This window comes from Amycolatopsis sp. NPDC003731, assembly GCF_053586895.1.
This window is the reverse complement of sequence record NZ_JBSFNC010000062.1, coordinates 17,037-35,766: the sequence shown is the minus strand read 5'-3', so window position 1 is coordinate 35,766 and position 18,730 is coordinate 17,037. Positions and strand designations below refer to the sequence as shown.

The 18,730-nt window shown below is 70.0% G+C and carries 16 protein-coding genes; 7 read left to right on the top strand and 9 right to left on the bottom strand.

The window, feature by feature from the left end:
• The first annotated feature begins 46 nt into the window (after positions 1 to 46).
• Positions 47 to 421, top strand: a complete 375-nt coding sequence (locus tag ACWDN5_RS24970) for a MarR family winged helix-turn-helix transcriptional regulator (protein ID WP_310967321.1) — start codon at positions 47 to 49, stop codon at positions 419 to 421.
• A gap of 124 nt (positions 422 to 545) precedes the next feature.
• Here ACWDN5_RS24970 and ACWDN5_RS24965 read toward each other — a convergent pair whose 3' ends face one another.
• The 7 genes from ACWDN5_RS24965 to ACWDN5_RS24935 all read right to left on the bottom strand — a co-directional run bounded on the left by ACWDN5_RS24965 (position 546) and on the right by ACWDN5_RS24935 (position 9,788).
• Complete coding sequence (locus ACWDN5_RS24965; RefSeq protein WP_449677941.1) at positions 546 to 1,880, bottom strand: S1C family serine protease; 1,335 nt, start codon at positions 1,878 to 1,880, stop codon at positions 546 to 548.
• A 143-nt stretch (positions 1,881 to 2,023) separates the two neighbouring features.
• On the bottom strand, positions 2,024 to 4,450 hold the full coding sequence (locus ACWDN5_RS24960; RefSeq protein WP_449677940.1) for a GcvT family protein: 2,427 nt from the start codon (positions 4,448 to 4,450) through the stop codon (positions 2,024 to 2,026).
• A gap of 13 nt (positions 4,451 to 4,463) precedes the next feature.
• Positions 4,464 to 5,306, bottom strand: a complete 843-nt coding sequence (gene purU / locus ACWDN5_RS24955; RefSeq protein ID WP_449677939.1) for a formyltetrahydrofolate deformylase — start codon at positions 5,304 to 5,306, stop codon at positions 4,464 to 4,466.
• The gene (locus ACWDN5_RS24950; RefSeq protein ID WP_449677938.1) at positions 5,303 to 5,770 is read right to left on the bottom strand and encodes a sarcosine oxidase subunit gamma; all 468 of its coding nucleotides are present in this window, start codon (positions 5,768 to 5,770) and stop codon (positions 5,303 to 5,305) included. The genes purU and ACWDN5_RS24950 overlap by 4 nt, the downstream gene beginning before the upstream one ends.
• Positions 5,760 to 8,291 (bottom strand): 2Fe-2S iron-sulfur cluster-binding protein, encoded by a 2,532-nt coding sequence (locus tag ACWDN5_RS24945; RefSeq protein WP_449677937.1) that lies wholly within the window; start codon positions 8,289 to 8,291, stop codon positions 5,760 to 5,762. Before ACWDN5_RS24945 ends, ACWDN5_RS24950 begins: the two co-directional genes overlap by 11 nt.
• Positions 8,288 to 8,566, bottom strand: coding sequence for a sarcosine oxidase subunit delta (locus ACWDN5_RS24940; protein ID WP_310967313.1), 279 nt, complete (start codon positions 8,564 to 8,566; stop codon positions 8,288 to 8,290). Before ACWDN5_RS24940 ends, ACWDN5_RS24945 begins: the two co-directional genes overlap by 4 nt.
• Positions 8,567 to 8,576: 10 nt before the next feature.
• A complete protein-coding gene (locus ACWDN5_RS24935) occupies positions 8,577 to 9,788 on the bottom strand; it encodes a sarcosine oxidase subunit beta family protein (RefSeq protein WP_449677936.1) in 1,212 nt (403 codons plus the stop codon).
• Positions 9,789 to 9,850: 62 nt separating this feature from the next.
• On the opposite strand from ACWDN5_RS24935, the gene ACWDN5_RS24930 reads away from it, so the two are divergent.
• Entirely contained in the window at positions 9,851 to 10,498 is a 648-nt protein-coding gene (locus ACWDN5_RS24930) for a GntR family transcriptional regulator (protein ID WP_449677935.1), read from the top strand.
• Here the strand turns inward: ACWDN5_RS24930 and ACWDN5_RS24925 are convergent.
• A complete protein-coding gene (locus tag ACWDN5_RS24925; RefSeq protein WP_449677934.1) occupies positions 10,495 to 11,613 on the bottom strand; it encodes an aromatic ring-hydroxylating oxygenase subunit alpha in 1,119 nt (372 codons plus the stop codon). The genes ACWDN5_RS24930 and ACWDN5_RS24925 overlap by 4 nt on opposite strands.
• A gap of 106 nt (positions 11,614 to 11,719) precedes the next feature.
• Complete coding sequence (locus tag ACWDN5_RS24920) at positions 11,720 to 12,298, bottom strand: TetR/AcrR family transcriptional regulator (RefSeq protein ID WP_310967307.1); 579 nt, start codon at positions 12,296 to 12,298, stop codon at positions 11,720 to 11,722.
• Between the two features lie 91 nt (positions 12,299 to 12,389).
• Here ACWDN5_RS24920 and ACWDN5_RS24915 point away from each other — a divergent pair, with 91 nt between their 5' ends.
• The 5 genes from ACWDN5_RS24915 (at position 12,390) to ACWDN5_RS24895 (ending at position 18,726) form a co-directional block, all read left to right on the top strand.
• On the top strand, positions 12,390 to 13,805 hold the full coding sequence (locus tag ACWDN5_RS24915; RefSeq protein ID WP_449677933.1) for an aldehyde dehydrogenase family protein: 1,416 nt from the start codon (positions 12,390 to 12,392) through the stop codon (positions 13,803 to 13,805).
• A 36-nt stretch (positions 13,806 to 13,841) separates the two neighbouring features.
• Positions 13,842 to 15,410: an amino acid permease gene (locus ACWDN5_RS24910; RefSeq protein WP_310967303.1), complete on the top strand. Its 1,569-nt coding sequence runs from the start codon at positions 13,842 to 13,844 to the stop codon at positions 15,408 to 15,410.
• A gap of 8 nt (positions 15,411 to 15,418) precedes the next feature.
• On the top strand, positions 15,419 to 17,077 hold the full coding sequence (gene betA, locus ACWDN5_RS24905; RefSeq protein WP_310967301.1) for a choline dehydrogenase: 1,659 nt from the start codon (positions 15,419 to 15,421) through the stop codon (positions 17,075 to 17,077).
• A 183-nt stretch (positions 17,078 to 17,260) separates the two neighbouring features.
• Positions 17,261 to 17,581: a bifunctional 3-phenylpropionate/cinnamic acid dioxygenase ferredoxin subunit gene (locus tag ACWDN5_RS24900; RefSeq protein WP_310967300.1), complete on the top strand. Its 321-nt coding sequence runs from the start codon at positions 17,261 to 17,263 to the stop codon at positions 17,579 to 17,581.
• Complete coding sequence (locus tag ACWDN5_RS24895) at positions 17,578 to 18,726, top strand: NAD(P)/FAD-dependent oxidoreductase (protein WP_449677932.1); 1,149 nt, start codon at positions 17,578 to 17,580, stop codon at positions 18,724 to 18,726. Before ACWDN5_RS24900 ends, ACWDN5_RS24895 begins: the two co-directional genes overlap by 4 nt.
• Positions 18,727 to 18,730 lie beyond the last annotated feature (4 nt).

Here is an 18,730-nt window from a genome sequence, read left to right as displayed (position 1 = left end):
TTTAATGTGTTTGCATCTGATGTCTGCGCATGCTAAGTTGGTCGCCGTGAGCGACGTCGCCGAGAAGGAACTGGTCCAGGAGTGGCACGAGCTGCTGGCCCGCTACTCGGCCGTGTTCAGCAAGCTGGAGTGCCGCCTCCAAGAGCGCCACGGCATCGGCGCGAACGAGTTCGAAGCCCTGGAGCGCGTCGCGACCGGCGAGTCCAAGTGCCGCTCGGCGGACCTCACCGAGGCCATTCACCTGAGCCAGAGCGCCACGTCCAGGCTGGTCGCCCGCCTGGAGAAGGAGGGCCTGGTCGAGCGAGCCCTGTGCGAGATGGACCGGCGCGGCATCTTCGTGACGATCACGGAGGCGGGCCGGGAGAAGTACCTCGCGGCGAAGCAGACGCACCGCGAGGTACTGGCGGAATTCCTGCGCTAGCCGGTCGGGCCCGCCCCGGGCAATCGGCCCCCGCGCGGGCTGCCCACGAAAGTTGGCACCGCCACCTCGACGGCCTCGTCCCCACAGCGGCCACCGGCCCGCGAGCAGCCAGCGCGCGAAGCGGTCAGCCGGTCGGGCCCTCGATCGCCTTCACCTGGATCTGCTGCTGCCCACCCGTAGCCCGGGTCACCGTCAACGTCAGCTGGTCGCCCGGGTGGTGGGTGTCCATCACGTTCGTCAACGTCGTCGCCGAGGTGACCGGCTTGCCGTCGATGGCCGTGATCACGTCGCCCGCCGCGAGGCCGGCCTTCTGGGCCGGGCCGCGCTGGACCACCTCGCGGACCCTGGCCCCTCCCTGGCCGTCCGTCACCGAGACGCCGATGAACGCCGTCTTGCCGATGTGGATCTTGTCCGTGGCCTGGCCCGCGACGATCTTGTGGGCGATGTCGACCGCCTGGTTGATCGGGATCGCGAAGCCCTGGCCCGTGCCGCCGCTGCGGCGGCCGTTCAGCTGGTAGCCGGTCGATGCCGCCGTGTTGACGCCGATGACCTGGGCGTTCGCGTTGACCAGCGGGCCACCGGAGTCCCCCGACTCGATGTTCGCCCGGACCTGGATGAGCCCGGTGAGCTGCTCGGACGAGCCACTGGACTCGTCCGACGCCGTGATCGACTGGTCCAGGGCCGTCACCGTGCCCGGGGCCGGCACCGGGTCGCCGCCGCGGCCGCCCGCGTTGCCGAGGCCGAGGATCTGATCGCCCACCTGGGTCGTCGACGAGTCGCCGATCGACGCCGTCGGCAGGCCGGAGGCGTCCTGCAGCTGCAGGACCGCGACGTCCTCGGTGCGGTCGTAGCCGACGACCTCCGCCTGGTACGTGTCGCCGGTGCCGATGCTGGTCACCTTGATGCTGGTCGCGCCGGCCACGACGTGGTTGTTGGTCAGCACCTCGCCGTCGGCGGTGAGCACGATGCCGGTGCCCGCCGCGGCGGCGCCCTGCAGCCCGAGCTCGGTGTTGATGTTCACGATGGCCGGGTTGACCTTGGCCGAGACGGCGTCGACGTCCAGGACCGCCTTGGTCTCGCTCGGCTGCCCGGAGAAGCCGAAGTTCTGGTTGCCGCTCGCGGTGGGCGCGTTCGCCCCGGAGATCAGGTGCCCGATCCCGAGCCCGGCGACCACGGCCAGCGCGATCGCGACGATCGCGAAGCTCAGCGCGCGGAACGGGTGACGTTTGCGCGGCGGCGGCTGGTAGGCGGGCTGCGGGTAGGCGTAAGCCGGGTACGGGCGTCCCCACTGGTCACGCGGCTGCTCGTAGTAGCCCTGCTCCCCGGGCTGCCGGTACTGCTCGTAGCCGTGGTCCTGCGGATACCCGTTCCGGCCGTAGAAGTCCGGCGAGTACCCGCCCTGGCCGTAGCCGTACGGGTACTCGCCGCCGCCCTGCGGTCCTCGGTCGTACTCGCTCATGCACAGCTCCAGCTCTCGACAAGCCTCCGGCCTCACCAGGAAACGCCTCGATCCTGAGAATTTCCTGGTGCGCTTCCATGGACTTGCTGTGGATTACCCGTTCGAGAGCCGAGCGTGACCCGACGTGATCGGCGTTACGCCACTCAGCGCCGGATCCGTTCCATGCCGGGGTCGACCAGTGGCTCGGCGGCCACGGTGGCCGCGACCCGGCGGCCGAAGTACTCGATCTCCACCCGGCTGCCGATGTCCGCCGACGCCGGGAGCCACGCGTAGGCAATCGGCCGCCCGACGGTGTACCCGTACGCCGCACTCGTGACGTACCCCGAGGCCACGCCGTCGACGAACACCGGTTCCTTGCCGAGCACGACCGTGCGGCCGTCGTCGATCATCAGGCACCGCAGCCGCCGCGACGGTGTCCGGCCCTCGATCGCCTCCCGGCCCAGGAAGTCGCCCTTCGCCAGGCGCACGGCGAAGTCGACGCCCGCCTCGTACGGGTCGTGCTCGGTCGTCATGTCCGTGCCCCACAGCCGGTAGCCTTTCTCCAGCCGCAGGCTGTTGAACGCCGCCCGCCCGGCCGCGATGACGCCGAGGGGCTGCCCGGCCGCCCACAGCGCGTCCCACAGCCGCAGGCCGTTGTCCGCGCCGGTGTAGATCTCCCAGCCGAGTTCGCCCACATAGGACAGTCGCATCGCGACCACCGGCACCCCGGCGATCCGCGCCTTCCGGGCCCGGAAGTACTTCAGCCCGGTGTGCGAGAAGTCCTCGCGTGAGAGCGGCTGCACGAGGTCCCGCGCCAGCGGCCCCCAGACGCCGATGCAGCACGTCCCGCCGGTGGTGTCCCGGACCCGCACCCCGGCCGGCGCGTGCTTGACGAAGTGGTCGACGTCGATGTTGCCGTTGATGCCGACCTGGAACACGTCGGGCTCGAGCCGCGCCACCGTGACGTCGCTGCGGATGCCGCCGGCGTTGTCGAGCATCAGCGTGTACGTCACCGAGCCGACCGATTTGTCCAGCTGGTTGGTGGTCAGCGACTGCAGGAACCCCAGGGACCCCGGGCCGCTGATCTCCACGCGTTTGAGCGGCGTCATGTCGTAGAGCGCGACGCCGTTGCGCGTCTGCCACGCCTCGGCCGCCGCGATCGGCGAGTGGAACTGCGCCGACCACGCGTCCCGCGCCGGCGGGTGGGCCTCATGCGGCAGCTTCTTGAGCAGGGGCGCGTTCGCTTCGAACCAGTGCGGCCGCTCCCAGCCGCCCGCCTCCAGGAACACCGCGTCCAGCTCCCGCTGCCGGGCGTGGAACGGCGTCACGCGCAGGTCACGCGGGGACAGCTTGGGCTGCACCGGGTGCAGGATGTCGTAGACCTCGACGAAGTTCTGCTGCGCCGTCTCGCTGACGTACGACGGCGCGAGCTGCACCTCTTCGAAGCGGTGGACGTCGATGTCGTGGGTGTCCACTTCGGAATGCCCGTCGACGAGCAGTTCGGCGACCGCCTTGGCGATGCCGGCGGAGTGCGTCACCCAGATCGCCTCGGCGAGCCAGAACCCGCGGACGTCGGCCGACTCGCCGACCAGCGACTGGCCGTCCGGGGTGAAGGAGAAAATGCCGTTGAAGCCCTCTTCCACCTTGGTCTGACGCAGTGCGGGCAGGAGCAGCTGGCTCTGCTCCCACGAAGGCGCGAAGTCGTCCTCGGTGAAGGGCAGCATGGAGGGCATGGCCGTCTCGGTCACCACGGGATCCAAAGTGGACTCGTCGACGGGCATGGGCCGGTGGGCGTAGGAGCCGATGCCGAGCCGGTCGACGTGCTCGCGGAAGTACAGGTCCTGGTCCTGGTGCCGCAGGATCGGCAGGCTCGCTTCGACGTCTTCGGTGTTGCGCCCGGCGAGTTCCGCGACCTGCCCGGTCTTGACGTACTGGTGGGCCAGTGGCAGCAGCGGGACGTCCATGCCGGCCATCGCGCCGATCTCCCGGCCCCAGAACCCGGCGCACGAGACGACGACGTCGGCCGGGAAGTCGCCCTGGTCGGTCCGGACGCCGGTGACGCGCCCACCCTCTTGGAGCACGTCGGTCACCCGCGTGGAACCGATGAACCGGGCCCCCCGCGAACTCGCGCGTGCGGCCAGCACTTCGACGGCCTTGGCGGCCCGCGCGAGCCCGTCGGTCGGGACGTGCAGCGCCCCGAAGATCCGCGAACCGTCCAGGAGCGGCCAGCGCCGGACGCATTCGTCGGCGTCGATCAGCGAGCCGAGCACGCCCCACGACGTCGCCCAGCCGTGCTTGCGCTTGAGGTCCTCCCAGCGCGCCGGGGTGGTCGCCACCTCCATGCCGCCGACCTGGAGGAAGCAGTCCAGCTCCAGGAACTTCGACACGGTGTACTTCGCGAAGTCCGTCATCGCCTTGGACGCGTTGGTCTGGAACACCAGGCCGGGCGCGTGCGAGGTGGACCCGCCGGTGCGCGGCAGCGGGCCCCGGTCGAGCACGGTGACGTCGGTCCAGCCGCGGGCGGTCAGCTCGTCGGCCAGGTTCGCGCCGACGATGCCGGCGCCGATGATCACGACCTTCGGTGCACTCATGGCGGAACTCCTTCTACCGGAAGACGACGGTGCTGTTGCCGTTGAGCAGGACGCGGCGTTCGCAGTGCCAGCGGACCGCGCGCGAGAGGGCGAGCGCTTCGGCGTCGCGGCCGACGGTCACGAGCTCGCGCGGCGAGTACGTGTGGTCGACGCGCTGGACCTCCTGCTCGATGATCGGGCCCTCGTCGAGGTCGGGCGTGACGTAGTGCGCGGTCGCGCCGACGTACTTGACGCCGCGGTCGTAGGCCTGGTGGTAGGGCTTGGCGCCCTTGAACCCCGGCAGGAACGAGTGGTGGATGTTGATCGCGCGGCCTTCGAGCTTCTGGCACAGCTCGTTCGACAGCACCTGCATGTACCGGGCGAGCACGACGAGATCGGCGGAGTACGCCCCGACCAGGTCGAGCAGCCGCTGCTCGGCTTCCGGCTTGGTGTCCGGCGTGACCGGGACGTGCACGAACGGCACCCCGGCCGCCTCGGCCATCGGCCGGAGGTCCTCGTGGTTGGAGACGACCACCGCGATCTCGGCGCCGAGGCCGCCCGCGCGCCAGCGGAAGAGCAGGTCGTTGAGGCAGTGCCCGAACTTCGACACCATCACGAGGATCCGGGGCGGGGTGCCGTCGGAGAAGCCGAACTCCATGCCGAAGTCCCCGGCCACCGGGGCGAACGCGCGGGTCAGGTCGTCCACTGTGGCCGGTTCGGCGCAGGTGAAGGACGTGCGCAGGAAGAGCGAGCCGCGGACGTCGTCGTCGAACTGCTGGTGCTCGACGATGTCGCAGCCCTGCCCGACCAGGAACGTCGTGACGGCGTGGACGATGCCCGAGCGTTCCGGGCACTTCAGCGTCAGGGTGAAGGTCACGGGACGTACTCCAGGCTCGCGTCGGCCAGCCACGCCCGGAAGTAGTCCGAAAAGGACTGGCGCACGAGGATCGTGTAGCCGTCTTCCCGGACCATCAGCACGATGCCGGTGCGCGCGAACAACGTCTGGACGCAGGTGCCGGGCGGCGACACCTCCAGGTCGATCGAGCACCCGTGCGCCAGCACTTCAGCGGCGTGCGACCCGGTGAGCCGGTAGACGTTGCGCTGGGCCGAGACGTCCACCACGGCGTCGCATTCACGGGAGAGCGCCGCTTCCAGTTCGGCCTGGCGGCCGGGTTCGGCGAGGACGAGGTATTCGTCGGGGCCCATCCAGAGGATTTCGACGTCGTTGCCGCTGGTGAAGGTGCACGCACCGGGCAGCGGGACGCCGAGGAGCGACTCGCCCTCGCGGAGGCGGACGGTGAGCTGGGTGCGGAACTTCTCTTCGGTGAGGTCAACCGTCACGGCGGGCTCCTTCCTTGTCGAAGAGGACGGATTCGGTCACGGTCACCGGCACCACCTGGTCCCCGACCGGCACGTACAGCGTTTCGCCGATCCGCTCCCGGCCGGAGCGCACCAGGGCGAGCGCGAAGGTGCGGCCGAGGGCGGCGCTGTCGTAGCTGGAGGTGACGTGGCCGAGCATCCGCACCGGCGGCTCCGGCACCGTCTCGGATTCGATGATCTGCGAGCCTTCGGGCAGCAGCACCGCCGGATCGACCGGGAGCAATCCGACCAGGTGCTTGCGATCCGGCCGGTTGTTCTCCGCGCGGGCGAACGAGCGCTTGCCGATGAAGTCGGCTTTCTTCTTCGACACCGCCCAGGACATGCCGAGGTCCTGCGGGGTGACCGTGCCGTCGGTGTCCTGGCCGATGATCGGGTAGCCCTTCTCGGCGCGCAGGACGTGCATGGTCTCGGTGCCGTACGGCGTCGCCCCTTGGTCCACGACGGCCTGCCAGAGGGCGGGCCCGTGCCAGGACGGGACGTTGATCTCGTAGGCCAGCTCGCCGGAGAAGCTGATCCGGCAGACACGCGCCCGCAGGCCGGCGACCTCGGCGTCCTGCCAGGTCATGAACCCGAAGGCCTCGTTGGAGACGTCGAGGCCCGGGGCCAGGCGGCCGAGGACTTCCCGCGAGCGCGGGCCGACCAGCGGGATCGTGGTCCAGTGCTCGGTGACCGACGTCGCGAAGACGCGCAGCTGCGGCCACTCCGTCTGGAGCCACTCCTCCATCCACTCGAGGACCTTCGCCGCGTTGCCGGTGGTCGTGGTGACCAGGAACCGCTCCTCGCCGACGCGGATGACGGTTCCGTCGTCGAGCACCATGCCGTCGACGCCGCACATCACGCCGTAGCGGATGCGGCCGACCTTGAGGGTGCTCATCAGGTTCGTGTAGAGCATGTCGAGGAACCAGCCGGCGTCCGGGCCCTGGACGTCGATCTTGCCCAGGGTGGACCCGTCCATGCATGCGACGTCGTTGCGGGCCGCCCGGCACTCGCGTTTCACGGCGTCGGCCATCGGCTCGCCGGGCCGCGGGTAGTACCACGGCCGCTTCCACTGGCCGACGTTCTCGAACTCGGCGCCGTGCTCGACGTGCCACGGGTGGATCGTCGTGACGCGCACGGGATCGTGCAGGTCGCCGCGATTCCGCCCGGCCAGCGCGGCGAACGGCACCGGCGTGTACGGCGGCCGGAACGTCGTCGGACGGCGGTGGGCGAGGTCGACGCCCAGCGCCTCGGCGGTGATGCCGGCGGCGAGCATGCCGGACGTCTTGCCCTGGTCGTGCGCGGTGCCGATGGTCGTGTACCGCTTGACGTGCTCCAGCGAGCGCAGACCGGCACCGGTGGCGCGCAGGACGTCGGACACCGTGGCGTCCCGTTGCTGGTCGACGAACCGCGTGTCCACTTCGGACTCGGGTGCCGGCACCTGCCAGAGCACCTTGGTCTCCGGCAGTCCTTCGCCCGCGGCCGCGCCCACGACGGTCACGTCCGGCAGATCGCCGGCCGGGACGTAGGCACCGAGTTCCGGGGCGTACCGGAGGGTGCCGCGAGCCTGGCTGTAGAGGTGCACGGCCGGGTTCCAGCCGCCGGACACGAGCAGCAGGTCGCACGCGACGCGCTCACCCTGCAGCTCGCCCAGCTTGGCGACGTGGGCGGCCGTGATGTGGGTGTCGCCGTCGGTGCCGATGACGCCGTGGCCCTCGCGGGCGTCGACGATCCGCACGATCTCGGCTCCGGCCGCCGCCAGGTCGGAGGCGGCTTCGTAGGCGGAGTCGTTGGTGGTGAACACGACCACCCGCCGCCCGGCGAGAACGCCGTACCGGTTCAGGTACGTGCGCGCGGCCGAAGCGAGCATGATGCCGGGGCGGTCGTTGTCCGGGAAGACGATCGGCCGTTCGTGCGCACCGGTGGCGACGACGATCCGCTTCGCCCGGATCCGCCACACCCGCTGTCGCGAGATGCGCTCGGGAGGTTCGCCGCGGCGCTCGAGGGCGAGCACGAAACCGTCGTCGTAGACACCGAACGCCGTCGTGCGCGAGAGGAACCGGACTCCTTCCGGCGCCTCGCCGTCGGGCTGGTCGTCCACGAGCAGGACCCGGCCTTCCGCCGCAGCGGCGGCGGCTCGCCCGGCGGGGCCGGCGCCGATGACCAGGACGTCGCAGTGGGCGTGCTTGGCGTCGTACCGCGCCGGGTCCGGCTCGGTGGCGAGCCGTCCCTGGCCGCGCAGGCCGCGGGCTTCCAGACCGTCGTACAGCTCGACCGTCGTGGCCGAAAGCATCGGCTCGGGGAACGGCTTTTCGATCTGCACCAAGGCGTTCGAGTCCTCGACACCGGCGCCGACGATGCCTCGCGGCCGGCCGTACTTGATGCTGGTCGCGACGTGGTGGACGCCGTTGGCCAGCAAGGCGGACGCCAGGGTGTCGCCGAGGTAGCCGGTCAGCTCCCGGCCGTCGAAGGTGAACTTGAGCGGGACGCCGGACAGTCGGGTCACGGGATCACCGGCCTGGGCTCGTCGAGGCGGTAGACCGCCAGGAGGTCGTGGGTGCGGGTGTCGCGGACGGCGTTGAACCACCGGCGGCAACCCGCGGAGTGGCTCCACCGCTCGGCGAACGGCCCGCTCGGGTTCTCGCGGAAGAAGACGAACTTCGCCCACTCCTCGTCCGACAGCGCCGAGGGATCCGCCGGGTAGGCGACGTGCGCTTGGCCGCCGTAGTGGAACTCGGCTTCCTCACGGGGGCCGCACCAGGGGCAGGGGATCAGTTGCATGGCAGTACTCCTAGTGCGCGACGGCGGCGGCGCCGTGCTCGTCGACGAGGGCGCCGGTGGTGAACCGGTCCAAGCTGAACGGTTCGGCGTACTCATGGGGCTTGCCGCGCGCGATGGTCGCGGCGAAGACGTCCCCGACACCGGGGGTGGCCTTGAAACCACCGGTGCCCCAGCCGCAGTTGAGGAACAGGTTCTCGACCGGCGTGAGGCCGATGATCGGCGAGGCGTCCGGGCTGGTGTCGACGATCCCGGCCCAGGTCCGCAGCAGGTGCGCCCGTGCGAACACCGGGAACAGCTCCAGTGCGGCCGCCATCTGCTGCTCGATGATGTGGAACGAACCGCGCTGCCCGTATCCGTGGTAGCTGTCGATGCCCGCACCCATCACCAGTTCGCCTTTGTGCGCCTGGGAAACGTAGACGTGCACGGCGTTCGACATGACGACCGTCGGGTGGATCGGTTCGAGCAGCTCGGACACCAGCGCCTGCAACGGGTGCGACGTCAGCGGCAGGTCGAGACCCACCATGCGGGCCAGCACCGACGTGTGCCCGGCCGCGCACAACCCCACCTTGCCCGCGGCGATCCGGCCCCTCGACGTCTCGACGCCGGTGACCCGCCCGCTGCTCGTGGTGATGCCGGTGACCTCGCAGTTCTGGATGAGGTCGACGCCCATCTCGTGCGCCGCGCGGGCGAACCCCCAGGCCACGTAGTCGTGCTTCGCGATGCCCGCGCGCGGCTGGAAGGTCGCGCCGAGCACCGGGTAGCGGACGTCCGGCGAGGTGTTGACGATCGGGCAGATCTCCTTGACGCCGTCGGCGTCCACCCATTCGGCGTCGATGCCGTTGAGCTTGTTGGCCTCGACGCGCCGGACGCTGTCGCGGACGTCCTGCAGGCTGTGCGCCAGGTTCAGCACCCCGCGCTGGCTGAACAGGATGGGGTAGCCGAGGTCCTCTTCGAGGCCTTCCCAGAGCTTGAGGGAGTGCTCGTAGATCCCGGAGCTCTCGTCCCAGAGGTAGTTGGAGCGGATGATCGTGGTGTTGCGGGCCATGTTCCCGCCGGCCAGCCAGCCCTTCTCCAGCACGGCCACGTTCGTGATGCCCTGCTTGGCCAGGTAGTAGGCGGTGGCGAGGCCGTGCCCGCCGCCACCGACGATGACCACGTCGTAGCTCTTGCGAGGCTCGGGGTTGTCCCAGAGGAAGTCCGGGTGCTCCGGCAGATCGGTCATCGAGCGTCCTCCGAGGACTGGTCGACTTCTGATATATCAATCGTCGATGTAGGCTAAGCGCCATGCATCCGCAGGTCAATCCCCCGTCGCTGGCCGAACAGGCGTACCTGTTCGTCCGTGATCGCCTGGTCATGCTGGACATCCCGCCGGGCTCCCCGCTCAACGAAGAGGAGCTCGGCACCGCACTCGGCATGGGCCGGACGCCGATCCGCGAAGCGCTGAAGCGGCTGGAGTCCGAACGCCTGGTCGTCGCCTACCCGCGGCGCGGGACGTTCGCCACCGACGTCAACATCTCCGACCTCGCGCACATCTCCGAGGTCCGGCGCACCCTCGAACCGATGGCGACGGCCGCCGCGGCCGAACGCGCGACCGACGCCGACCGGGCCGCGCTGACCGAGCTGCGCGCGCAGCTCGACGCGGGCGCCCCGGACCGGGGCAACGCCGAGCTGCTGCGCACCGATCTCGCCCTGCACCGGGCCATTTACCGGTGCGTGCACAACCCGTTCCTCGAAGACACGCTGATCCAGTACGACAACCTGGCCACCCGGATCTGGTGCGTGTTCGTGCCCCGGCTGTCCGGGATGGCCGGCCACGTCGACGAGCACGTCCCGCTCCTCACCGCGATCATCGAGGGTGACGCCGAGAAGGCGGCCGCGCTGACTCATGCGCACGTCACCGGGTTCGAGGCCGCCATCCGGGCGCTGATCTAAGCCAGCCTCGCCCGGACCCAGTCGTGGAACGCGCCGATGTGGTGCTCGCTGGGCACGAGCACACCCCCGTTGGCGTACGACCGCGAGTCCATCGCCAGCTGGCAGCGTTCGCACGCCTCGAAGTCCTGCAGGTTGACGCGGTGGAACAGCTCGACCGACCGGCTGAGGTCGCGGCCCGATGAAACCACCTCGGGCAGGTAGAGCCAGTCGCAGCGGACCAGCGTCCGGTCCGGGGCCAGGGGGAACATCCGGTGCAGGATGACGTGGTCCGGGACGAGGTTGACGAAGACGCCCGGTTTGATGGTGATCGCGTAGTACTTGCGGTCCTGGGCTTCGGTGACGCCGGGGAGGCGGTCGACGCCTTCGCTGCCGTCGACGGTGAAGCCCTTGATGTCGCCGCCGAACTCGGCGCCGTGGCCGACGTAGTACTGCGCGGCGTACCCGTCGGCGAACTCCGGGAGGACCTCGGTGAGCTCGGGGTGGATCGTCGCGCAGTGGTAGCACTCCATGAAGTTTTCGATGATCTGCTTCCAGTTCGCCTTCACGTCGTACTCGATGCGCTTGCCCAGCGCCAGGCCGTCGATGCCGTAGGCGTCGATCTCGGCCGGGCCGCCGAGCCGCTCGGTGACCGCCCCGATCACGGTCTCCTCGAACGACGGCGGCTCGTCGGCCAGGCAGACCCAGGCGTAGCCGAGCCATTCCCGCAGGTGGACCTTGGTCAGCCCGAATTCGGTGCGGTCGACGTCCGGCATCCCGGTGAGGTTGGGCGCGGCGATCAGCTTGCCGTCGAGGCCGTACGTCCAGGCGTGGTACGGGCACTGGAAGGCGCGCTTGACGGTACCGGTTTCGGACGTGCACAGCCGGGCGCCGCGGTGGCGGCAGACGTTGAGGAACGCGTTGAGCTTGCCGTCGCGGCCCCGCGAAACGAGCACGCTCTCCTTACCGATCTGGACGGTCTCGAACGCCCCGGGCCCGGTGAGGTCGGCGCTGCGCACGGCGCAGAACCAGTCCGCCTCGAAGATCTTCGCCTGTTCGGCCGCGAAGATCGCCGGGTCGGTGTAGGCGGCGCCGGGCAGGGTGGCGAGCAGGCTCGGCGGGAGATCGATTGCGGTCACCGGCGTGGTCCTCTCCGCGGATCAGTTCGGGAGTAGTTGCGCAGAACGCGTCTTGTTGCTCACTCCGGAACAGAGTGACTGCCGCCACGCGCGGCTGTCAACAAGTTCAGGCCGCCGGTCCCTCGATCGCCCGCCGGAACAGTGTTTCGATCTCGTCGCGGGTGGGGCGCGGGTCGGCCAGGGCCGCCTGCATCAGCAGGCCGCAGAACAACCCGGCCAGCAGCCGCCCGGTGAGCGGGTCCGTCCGGGAGCCGAAGAACGCGATCAGGGCGTCGTCCCAGGCCGCGCTCGCCTTACGCAGGGCCGGCCGGTGCAGGGCCGCGACGTACAGGTCGTACTCGACGACGGTGTCCCGGTACTGCTCGTTGATGTAGCCCATCACCAGGTCGGCGAGCGCGGCGGCGAAGTCGGCGTCCGGCGGGAGCGCGGACTCCCACTCCTTCAGCGCGTGCACGTTCTTCTCGGCCGCCTCGTGCAGGGCGACCTCCAGAAGGTCGTCCAAGGTCGCGAAGTGGTAGGTCGTCGAGCCGAGCGGGACGCCCGCCGCGGCCGCCACCGACCGGTGCGTGACGCCGTCGATCCCGCGCTTGGCGACCACCTCGATCGCCGCCTTGGCGATCCGCGCCCGCCGCTCGGGATCGTTCGGACCGCGGCGCCGCGTCGCGCCGGGTTCGCTCTTCGCCATCGAGCCCCCTTGTGGACATCTGTACACACTTCGCGTACAAATGTACGCACTCTTGACGCGAAGCAGCCACCACCGCTCCGGGAAGGGCCGCATGTTCGATGTGCTCAACCCCGCCACCGGCCAGGTCATCGAGACCCTCGCCGAGGCGGGCGACCAGGAGGTCGGCGCCGCGGTCGAAGCTGCCCGAACGGCCTTCGACCGGGGTCCCTGGCGCCGGACCACCGCCGGCGAACGCGGCCAGCTCCTCCGCAGGACCGCCGATCTGCTGGTCCGCGACCGCGAGGAGCTGGCCCGCACGGAGAGCCTCGACACGGGCAAGACGCTCGGTGAAGGCCGGATCGACATCGACGACGTGACGAACGTCTTCCGCTACTACGCCGACCTCGCCGACAAGGAGGCCGGACGCCTGGTCGACGCGGGCAGCGCGACCGTCGTCAGCCGGATCGTGCACGAACCGGTCGGCGTCTGCGCCCTCATCGCCCCCTGGAACTACCCGCTGCTCCAGATGTCCTGGAAGGTCGCGCCCGCCCTCGCTGCCGGCAACACCGTGGTGCTCAAACCCAGCGAAGTCACCCCGCTGACCACCATCAAGCTGGTCGCCCTGCTGGACGAGGCGGGCGTGCCGGACGGCGTGGTCAACCTCCTGCTCGGCGACGGCCGCGTCGGCGCGGCGATGGTCGAGCACCCGGGCGTCGACCTGGTCTCGTTCACCGGCGGCTACTCGACCGGCGAGAAGATCATGACGGCCGCCGCGAAGGGCGTCCGCCGGGTCGCCCTCGAGCTCGGCGGCAAGAACCCGAACGTCGTCTTCGACGACGCCGACTACGAAACCGCCCTCGACTACGCCCTGATGGCCGCCTTCGTCCACTCCGGACAGGTGTGCTCGGCGGGCGCCCGGCTGATCGTCCAGGAGGGAATCCACGACCGGTTCGTCGCGGACCTCGCCGCGCGCGCCGACCGCATCCGCGTCGGCGACGGGCTGGACCCGAAAACCGAGACGGGCCCGCTCGTCTCGGCGCAGCACCGCGCCAAGGTCGAGGGCTATATCGAAAGCGCTCTCGCCGAAGGTGCGACGCTCCGGGCGGGCGGCCGGCGACCCGAGGGACCGGAGTACGAAACCGGTTTCTTCCTGCGCCCCACGGTGTTCTCCGGCTGCACCCGGGACATGACGATCGTCCGGGAAGAGGTCTTCGGCCCGGTCGTCACCGTGGAACGCTTCACCGACGAGGCCGACGCGATCGCGCTGGCCAACGACACCGAGTACGGGCTCGCCGGAGCCGTGTGGACGTCGGACGCGTCCCGCGCCCAGCGGGTCGCCGGGGCGCTGCGCCACGGCACCGTGTGGATCAACGACTACCACCCCTACCTGCCGCAGGCGGAGTGGGGTGGTTTCGGCAGATCGGGCATCGGCCGCGAACTCGGGCCGTCCGGGCTGGCCGAGTACCAGGAGAGCAAGCACATTTACCAGAACATCGATCCCGCTCCGCAGCACTGGTTCAAGGGCTGAGACCACCCCTTCCCCCACCACGTGAGGACGCACGCGATGACCACTCAGGAAAAACCGGCGGGCGGGGGGCCTGCTCCGGACGACAGCTCCGAACTCGAGAAGTTCGGCTACCGCCAGGAACTCGAGCGCTCGCTCGGCTCGTTCTCCAGCTTCGCCGCCGGGTTCAGCTACATCTCGATCCTGACCGGCGTGTTCCAGCTCTTCTTCTTCGGCTTCGGGTCGGGTGGCCCGGCCTTCATCTGGACCTGGCCGCTGGTCTTCATCGGCCAGTTCGCCGTCGCCCTGTGCTTCGCCGAACTCGCCGGGCAGTACCCGCTCGCCGGCTCGGTCTACCAGTGGGCCAAGCAGATCGCGAAACCGGCGACGTCGTGGCTGGCCGGCTGGATCATGATCATCGGTGCGATCGTCACGGCGGCGGCCGTCGCGGTCGCCTACCAGATCATCCTGCCGCAGGTCTCGACCGCGTTCCAGATCGTCGGCAGCGACGAAGACGCCGGCCTGACGTCGACCCCGGGCGGCGCGCAGAACGCCATCATCCTGGCCCTGGTGCTGGTCGTGTTCGCCACGATCGTCAACATCATCGGCGTCAAGCTGATGGCGAAGATCAACAACTTCGGGGTCGCGGTGGAGCTCGGCGCGAGCATCCTGCTCGTGATCGCGCTGGCCATCCACATCAAGCGCGGCCCCGGCCTGGTCTTCGACACCGCCGGTACCGGTGAGGGTCACTCGTTCGGGTACCTCGGGGCGTTCCTGGTGGCGTCGCTGATGAGCGCGTACGTCTTCTACGGCTTCGACACCGCGGGCTCGCTGGCCGAGGAGACCACCCAGCCGCGGCGGCACGCGCCCCGCGCGATCCTGCGCGCCATCACCGCGGCGTTCATCGTCGGCGGGCTGATCATGCTGTTCGGCATGATGGCCGTCGGCGACCTGAGCGCCAAGGAGCTGAGCACGTCCGGCATGCCGTACCTGCTGAAGAGCACCCTCGGCGAAGGGCTCGGCGACGCCTTCCTGATCTGCTCGGCGATCGCGATCACCGTGTGCTGCCTGGCCGTGCAGACCGCGGCGATCCGGATGACCTGGGCGATGGCCCGCGACGGCCGGCTGCCGTTCAGCACCGCGATGGCGAAGGTGTCGCCGCGGTCCAAGACGCCGGTGCTGCCCGCGCTGCTGACCGGCGGCCTCACCGTCGTCGTGCTGCTGATCAACCTCGGCAACCAGCGGGCGTTCTTCATCCTGACCTCGACGGCGATCATCCTGTTCTACATCCCCTACCTGATGGTCACCGGCCCGATGCTGGTGCGCCGCCTGCGCGGCCACTGGCCGCGGCCGGAGCACGGGCCGTACTTCAAGCTGGGCCGCTGGGGCACGCTGGTGAACCTGGTCGCGGTGCTCTACGGCGCGGCCATGACGATCAACCTGATCTGGCCGCGCGCCGAGGTCTACGGCGACGACCACTGGTACTTCCAGTGGGGCGCGGTGATCGTCACCGCGCTGATCGTGATCATCGGTGCGATCATGCTCTACGTCCGGCGCCGCACCTGGGGTTCGTCGCACACGAGCCCCGAGCACATGCCCGACAACGCCCCGGACACCCTGCCCGGCTAGGAGGCTCGATGAGTTCCGATACCTACGACTTCGTCATCGTCGGCGGTGGCTCGGCGGGCTGCGCGCTGGCGAACCGGCTCTCGGCCGACCCGTCGAACAAGGTCCTCGTCCTGGAAGCGGGCCGGTCGGACTACAAGTGGGACGTCTTCATCCACATGCCGGCCGCGCTGACCTTCCCGATCGGGTCGAAGTTCTACGACTGGGGCTACCGCAGCGAACCCGAGCCGTACATGAACCGCCGTCGCATCTACCACGCGCGCGGCAAGGTGCTCGGCGGGTCGTCCAGCATCAACGGGATGATCTTCCAGCGCGGCAACCCGATGGACTACGAGCGCTGGGCGAGCGATCCCGGGATGTCCACTTGGGACTACGCGCACTGCCTGCCGTACTTCAACCGGATGGAGAACTGCCTCGCCGACCCGCCGGACGGGCCGTGGCGCGGCCACGACGGCCCGCTCGAACTGGAGCGCGGCCCGGCGTCGAACCCGTTGTTCCAGGCCTTCTTCGACGCCGCCGAGCAGGCGGGCTACCCGCGCACCGACGACGTCAACGGCTACCGGCAGGAAGGGTTCGCCGCCTTCGACCGGAACGTCCGGAAAGGACGGCGGCTGTCGGCGGCGGGCGCGTACCTGCACCCGGTGCTGGACCGGCCCAACCTCACGGTGAAGACGCACGCGTTCGTGTCGCAGATCCTCTTCGACGGCACGCGCGCGGTCGGCGTCGAGTACGCGCAGGGCCGGGGCGTGCCGGGTGAGGTGTACGGCAAGGAGATCATCCTCTGCGGCGGCGCGATCAACAGCCCGCAGCTGCTGCAGCTGTCCGGCGTCGGGAACGCGGCGGAGCTGGAGAAGCTCGGCATCGACGTCGTGAAGGACCTGCCGGGCGTCGGCGAAAACCTCCAGGACCACCTGGAGGTGTACATCCAGTACGCCTGCAAGCAGCCGGTGTCGATGCAGCCGTCGCTGGCGAAGTGGAAGCGGCCCTACATCGGCGCCCAGTGGCTGTTCCTGCGGTCCGGGCCGGCCGCCACGAACCACTTCGAGGGCGGCGGGTTCGTCCGGTCCAACGACGAGGTGAAGTACCCGAACCTGATGTTCCACTTCCTGCCGGTGGCGATCCGCTACGACGGCTCGGCGCCCACCGAAGGGCACGGCTACCAGGTGCACGTCGGGCCGATGTACGCCGACACCCGCGGCTCGGTGAAGATCAAGTCGACCGACCCGCGGGAACACCCGGCGATCAGGTTCAACTACCTGTCGACCGAGACCGACCGCAAGGAATGGGTCGAAGCGGTGCGGGTGGCGCGGAAGATCCTCAACCAGTCCGCGCTCGACCCGTACAACGGCGGGGAGATCTCGCCGGGGCCGTCCGTGGAGACCGACGAAGAGATCCTCGACTGGGTGGCCAAGGACGCCGAAACGGCGTTGCACCCGTCGTGCACGACGAAGATGGGCGTGGACGACATGTCCGTCGTCGACCCGCAGAGCATGCGGGTGCACGGCACCGAGGGCCTGCGCGTGGTCGACGCGTCGGTGATGCCCTACATCACCAACGGCAACATCTACGCCCCGGTGATGATGACCGCCGAGAAGGCCGCCGACCTGATCCTCGGCAACACCCCGCTCGCCCCGATCAAGACGCCGTTCTACCGGCACGGGGAGAACTAGCCGCCAGCGCCGTCGCGCCCGTGCCACCATCCCCGGTACGGGCGTTTCGGCGTGCCCGGATACCCGTTATCCGGTAACGAAAACTACCGGGGCGTACCCCCTTGACGCACCCCGTCACGGAACTCAGACTTGTTGCGTATCGCAGTTGATGTTCCCCAATGCGCAACTTTTCCCGGAGGCGTCATGATTCGCGCGTGCACGGTGGACGAGCTGCCCCCCGGCGAGTCCGTCCGGATCCCCGGACCGCCCGCCATCGCGGTGTTCCGCACCGAGGAGGGCGAGCTGTACGCCATCGGCGACACGTGCACCCACCAGGACGCCTCCCTGGCCGACGGCTGGCTCGAAGGCTGTTTCGTCGAATGCCCGCTGCACGCGGCGCTGTTCGACCTGCGCACGGGCATGCCGACCTGCCTGCCGGCGAAGGACCCGGTGCCCACGTACGCCGTGGTCGTCGAGGACGGCGTCGTCTACGTCCGGGGCGTGGCCGGCGAGGACGCCGCGTGAAGCGGGTCGCGGTCGTCGGCGCGTCGCTCGCCGGGGTCCGCGCGGCGCAGGAGCTGCGCGCGCAGGGGTACGACGGCGGGATCGTGCTGATCGGCGACGAGGTGCACCTGCCCTACGACCGGCCGCCGCTGTCCAAGGGCTTCCTCGCCGGGACGGCGTCGCGGGAGTCCCTCGACCTGCTCGACGCCGGTGACCTGGCGTCGCTGGCCCTGGACTTCCGGCTCGGCGTCCGGGCGACGGCGCTGGCGCCGGCCGATCGGCGCGTGCTGCTGTCGGACGGCACGTCGGTGCACGCGGACGGCGTCGTGATCGCCACCGGCGGCCGCGCGCGCACGCTGCCGGGCTTCGAGGGCGCGTTCGTGTTGCGGACGCTCGACGACGCTCTCGCTCTGCGCGCCGCACTGGTCCCGGGGGTCCGCGTGGCCATCGTCGGAGCCGGGTTCATCGGGGCCGAGGTGGCGTCGACCTGCCGTTCGCTGGGCCTCGACGTGGTCGTCCTGGAAGCGCTGGCCGCGCCGCTGGCGCCGGTGCTGGGCCCTTCGCTGGCCGAAGTCTGCGCCCGGCTGCACCTCGACCACGGCACGGACCTGCGCTGCGGCGTCCAGGTCACCGGGCTCTCCCCGGCCGGCGTCTCGCTGGCGTCCGGTGCGGTCGTCCCGGCCGACGTGGTGGTGACGGGCGTCGGGATGACGCCGTCCACCGAGTGGCTCGAGGGTTCGGGTTTGAAGGTCGGCAACGGCGTCCACACGGACGAAGGACTGGTCACTTCGCTCCCGCAGGTGGTGGCGGTCGGGGACGTGGCCCGGTACGGCGGGCGGCGGCACGAACACTGGACGAACGCCTCGGAGCAGGCCCCGGTCGCGGTGGCCAACCTGCTGGCCGGGCACACCACGCGGACGTACACGCCGAGCGGGTACGTCTGGTCGGACCAGTATTCGGGGACGTTGCAGCTGGCCGGCCACCCACGCCCGGACGACGAGCTCACGTTCGTGGCCGGCGACCCTGCGTCGGCCTCGTTCGTGGCCACGTTCTCCCGCGACGGCGCCACGGTGGGGGTGTTCGCGTTGAACGACGCGAAGCTGTTCAACCGCCTGCGCCGCCAGGCCCTGCGCCGCCCCGAGTTTCAACCGGCGGTTCAAGGATAAGCTT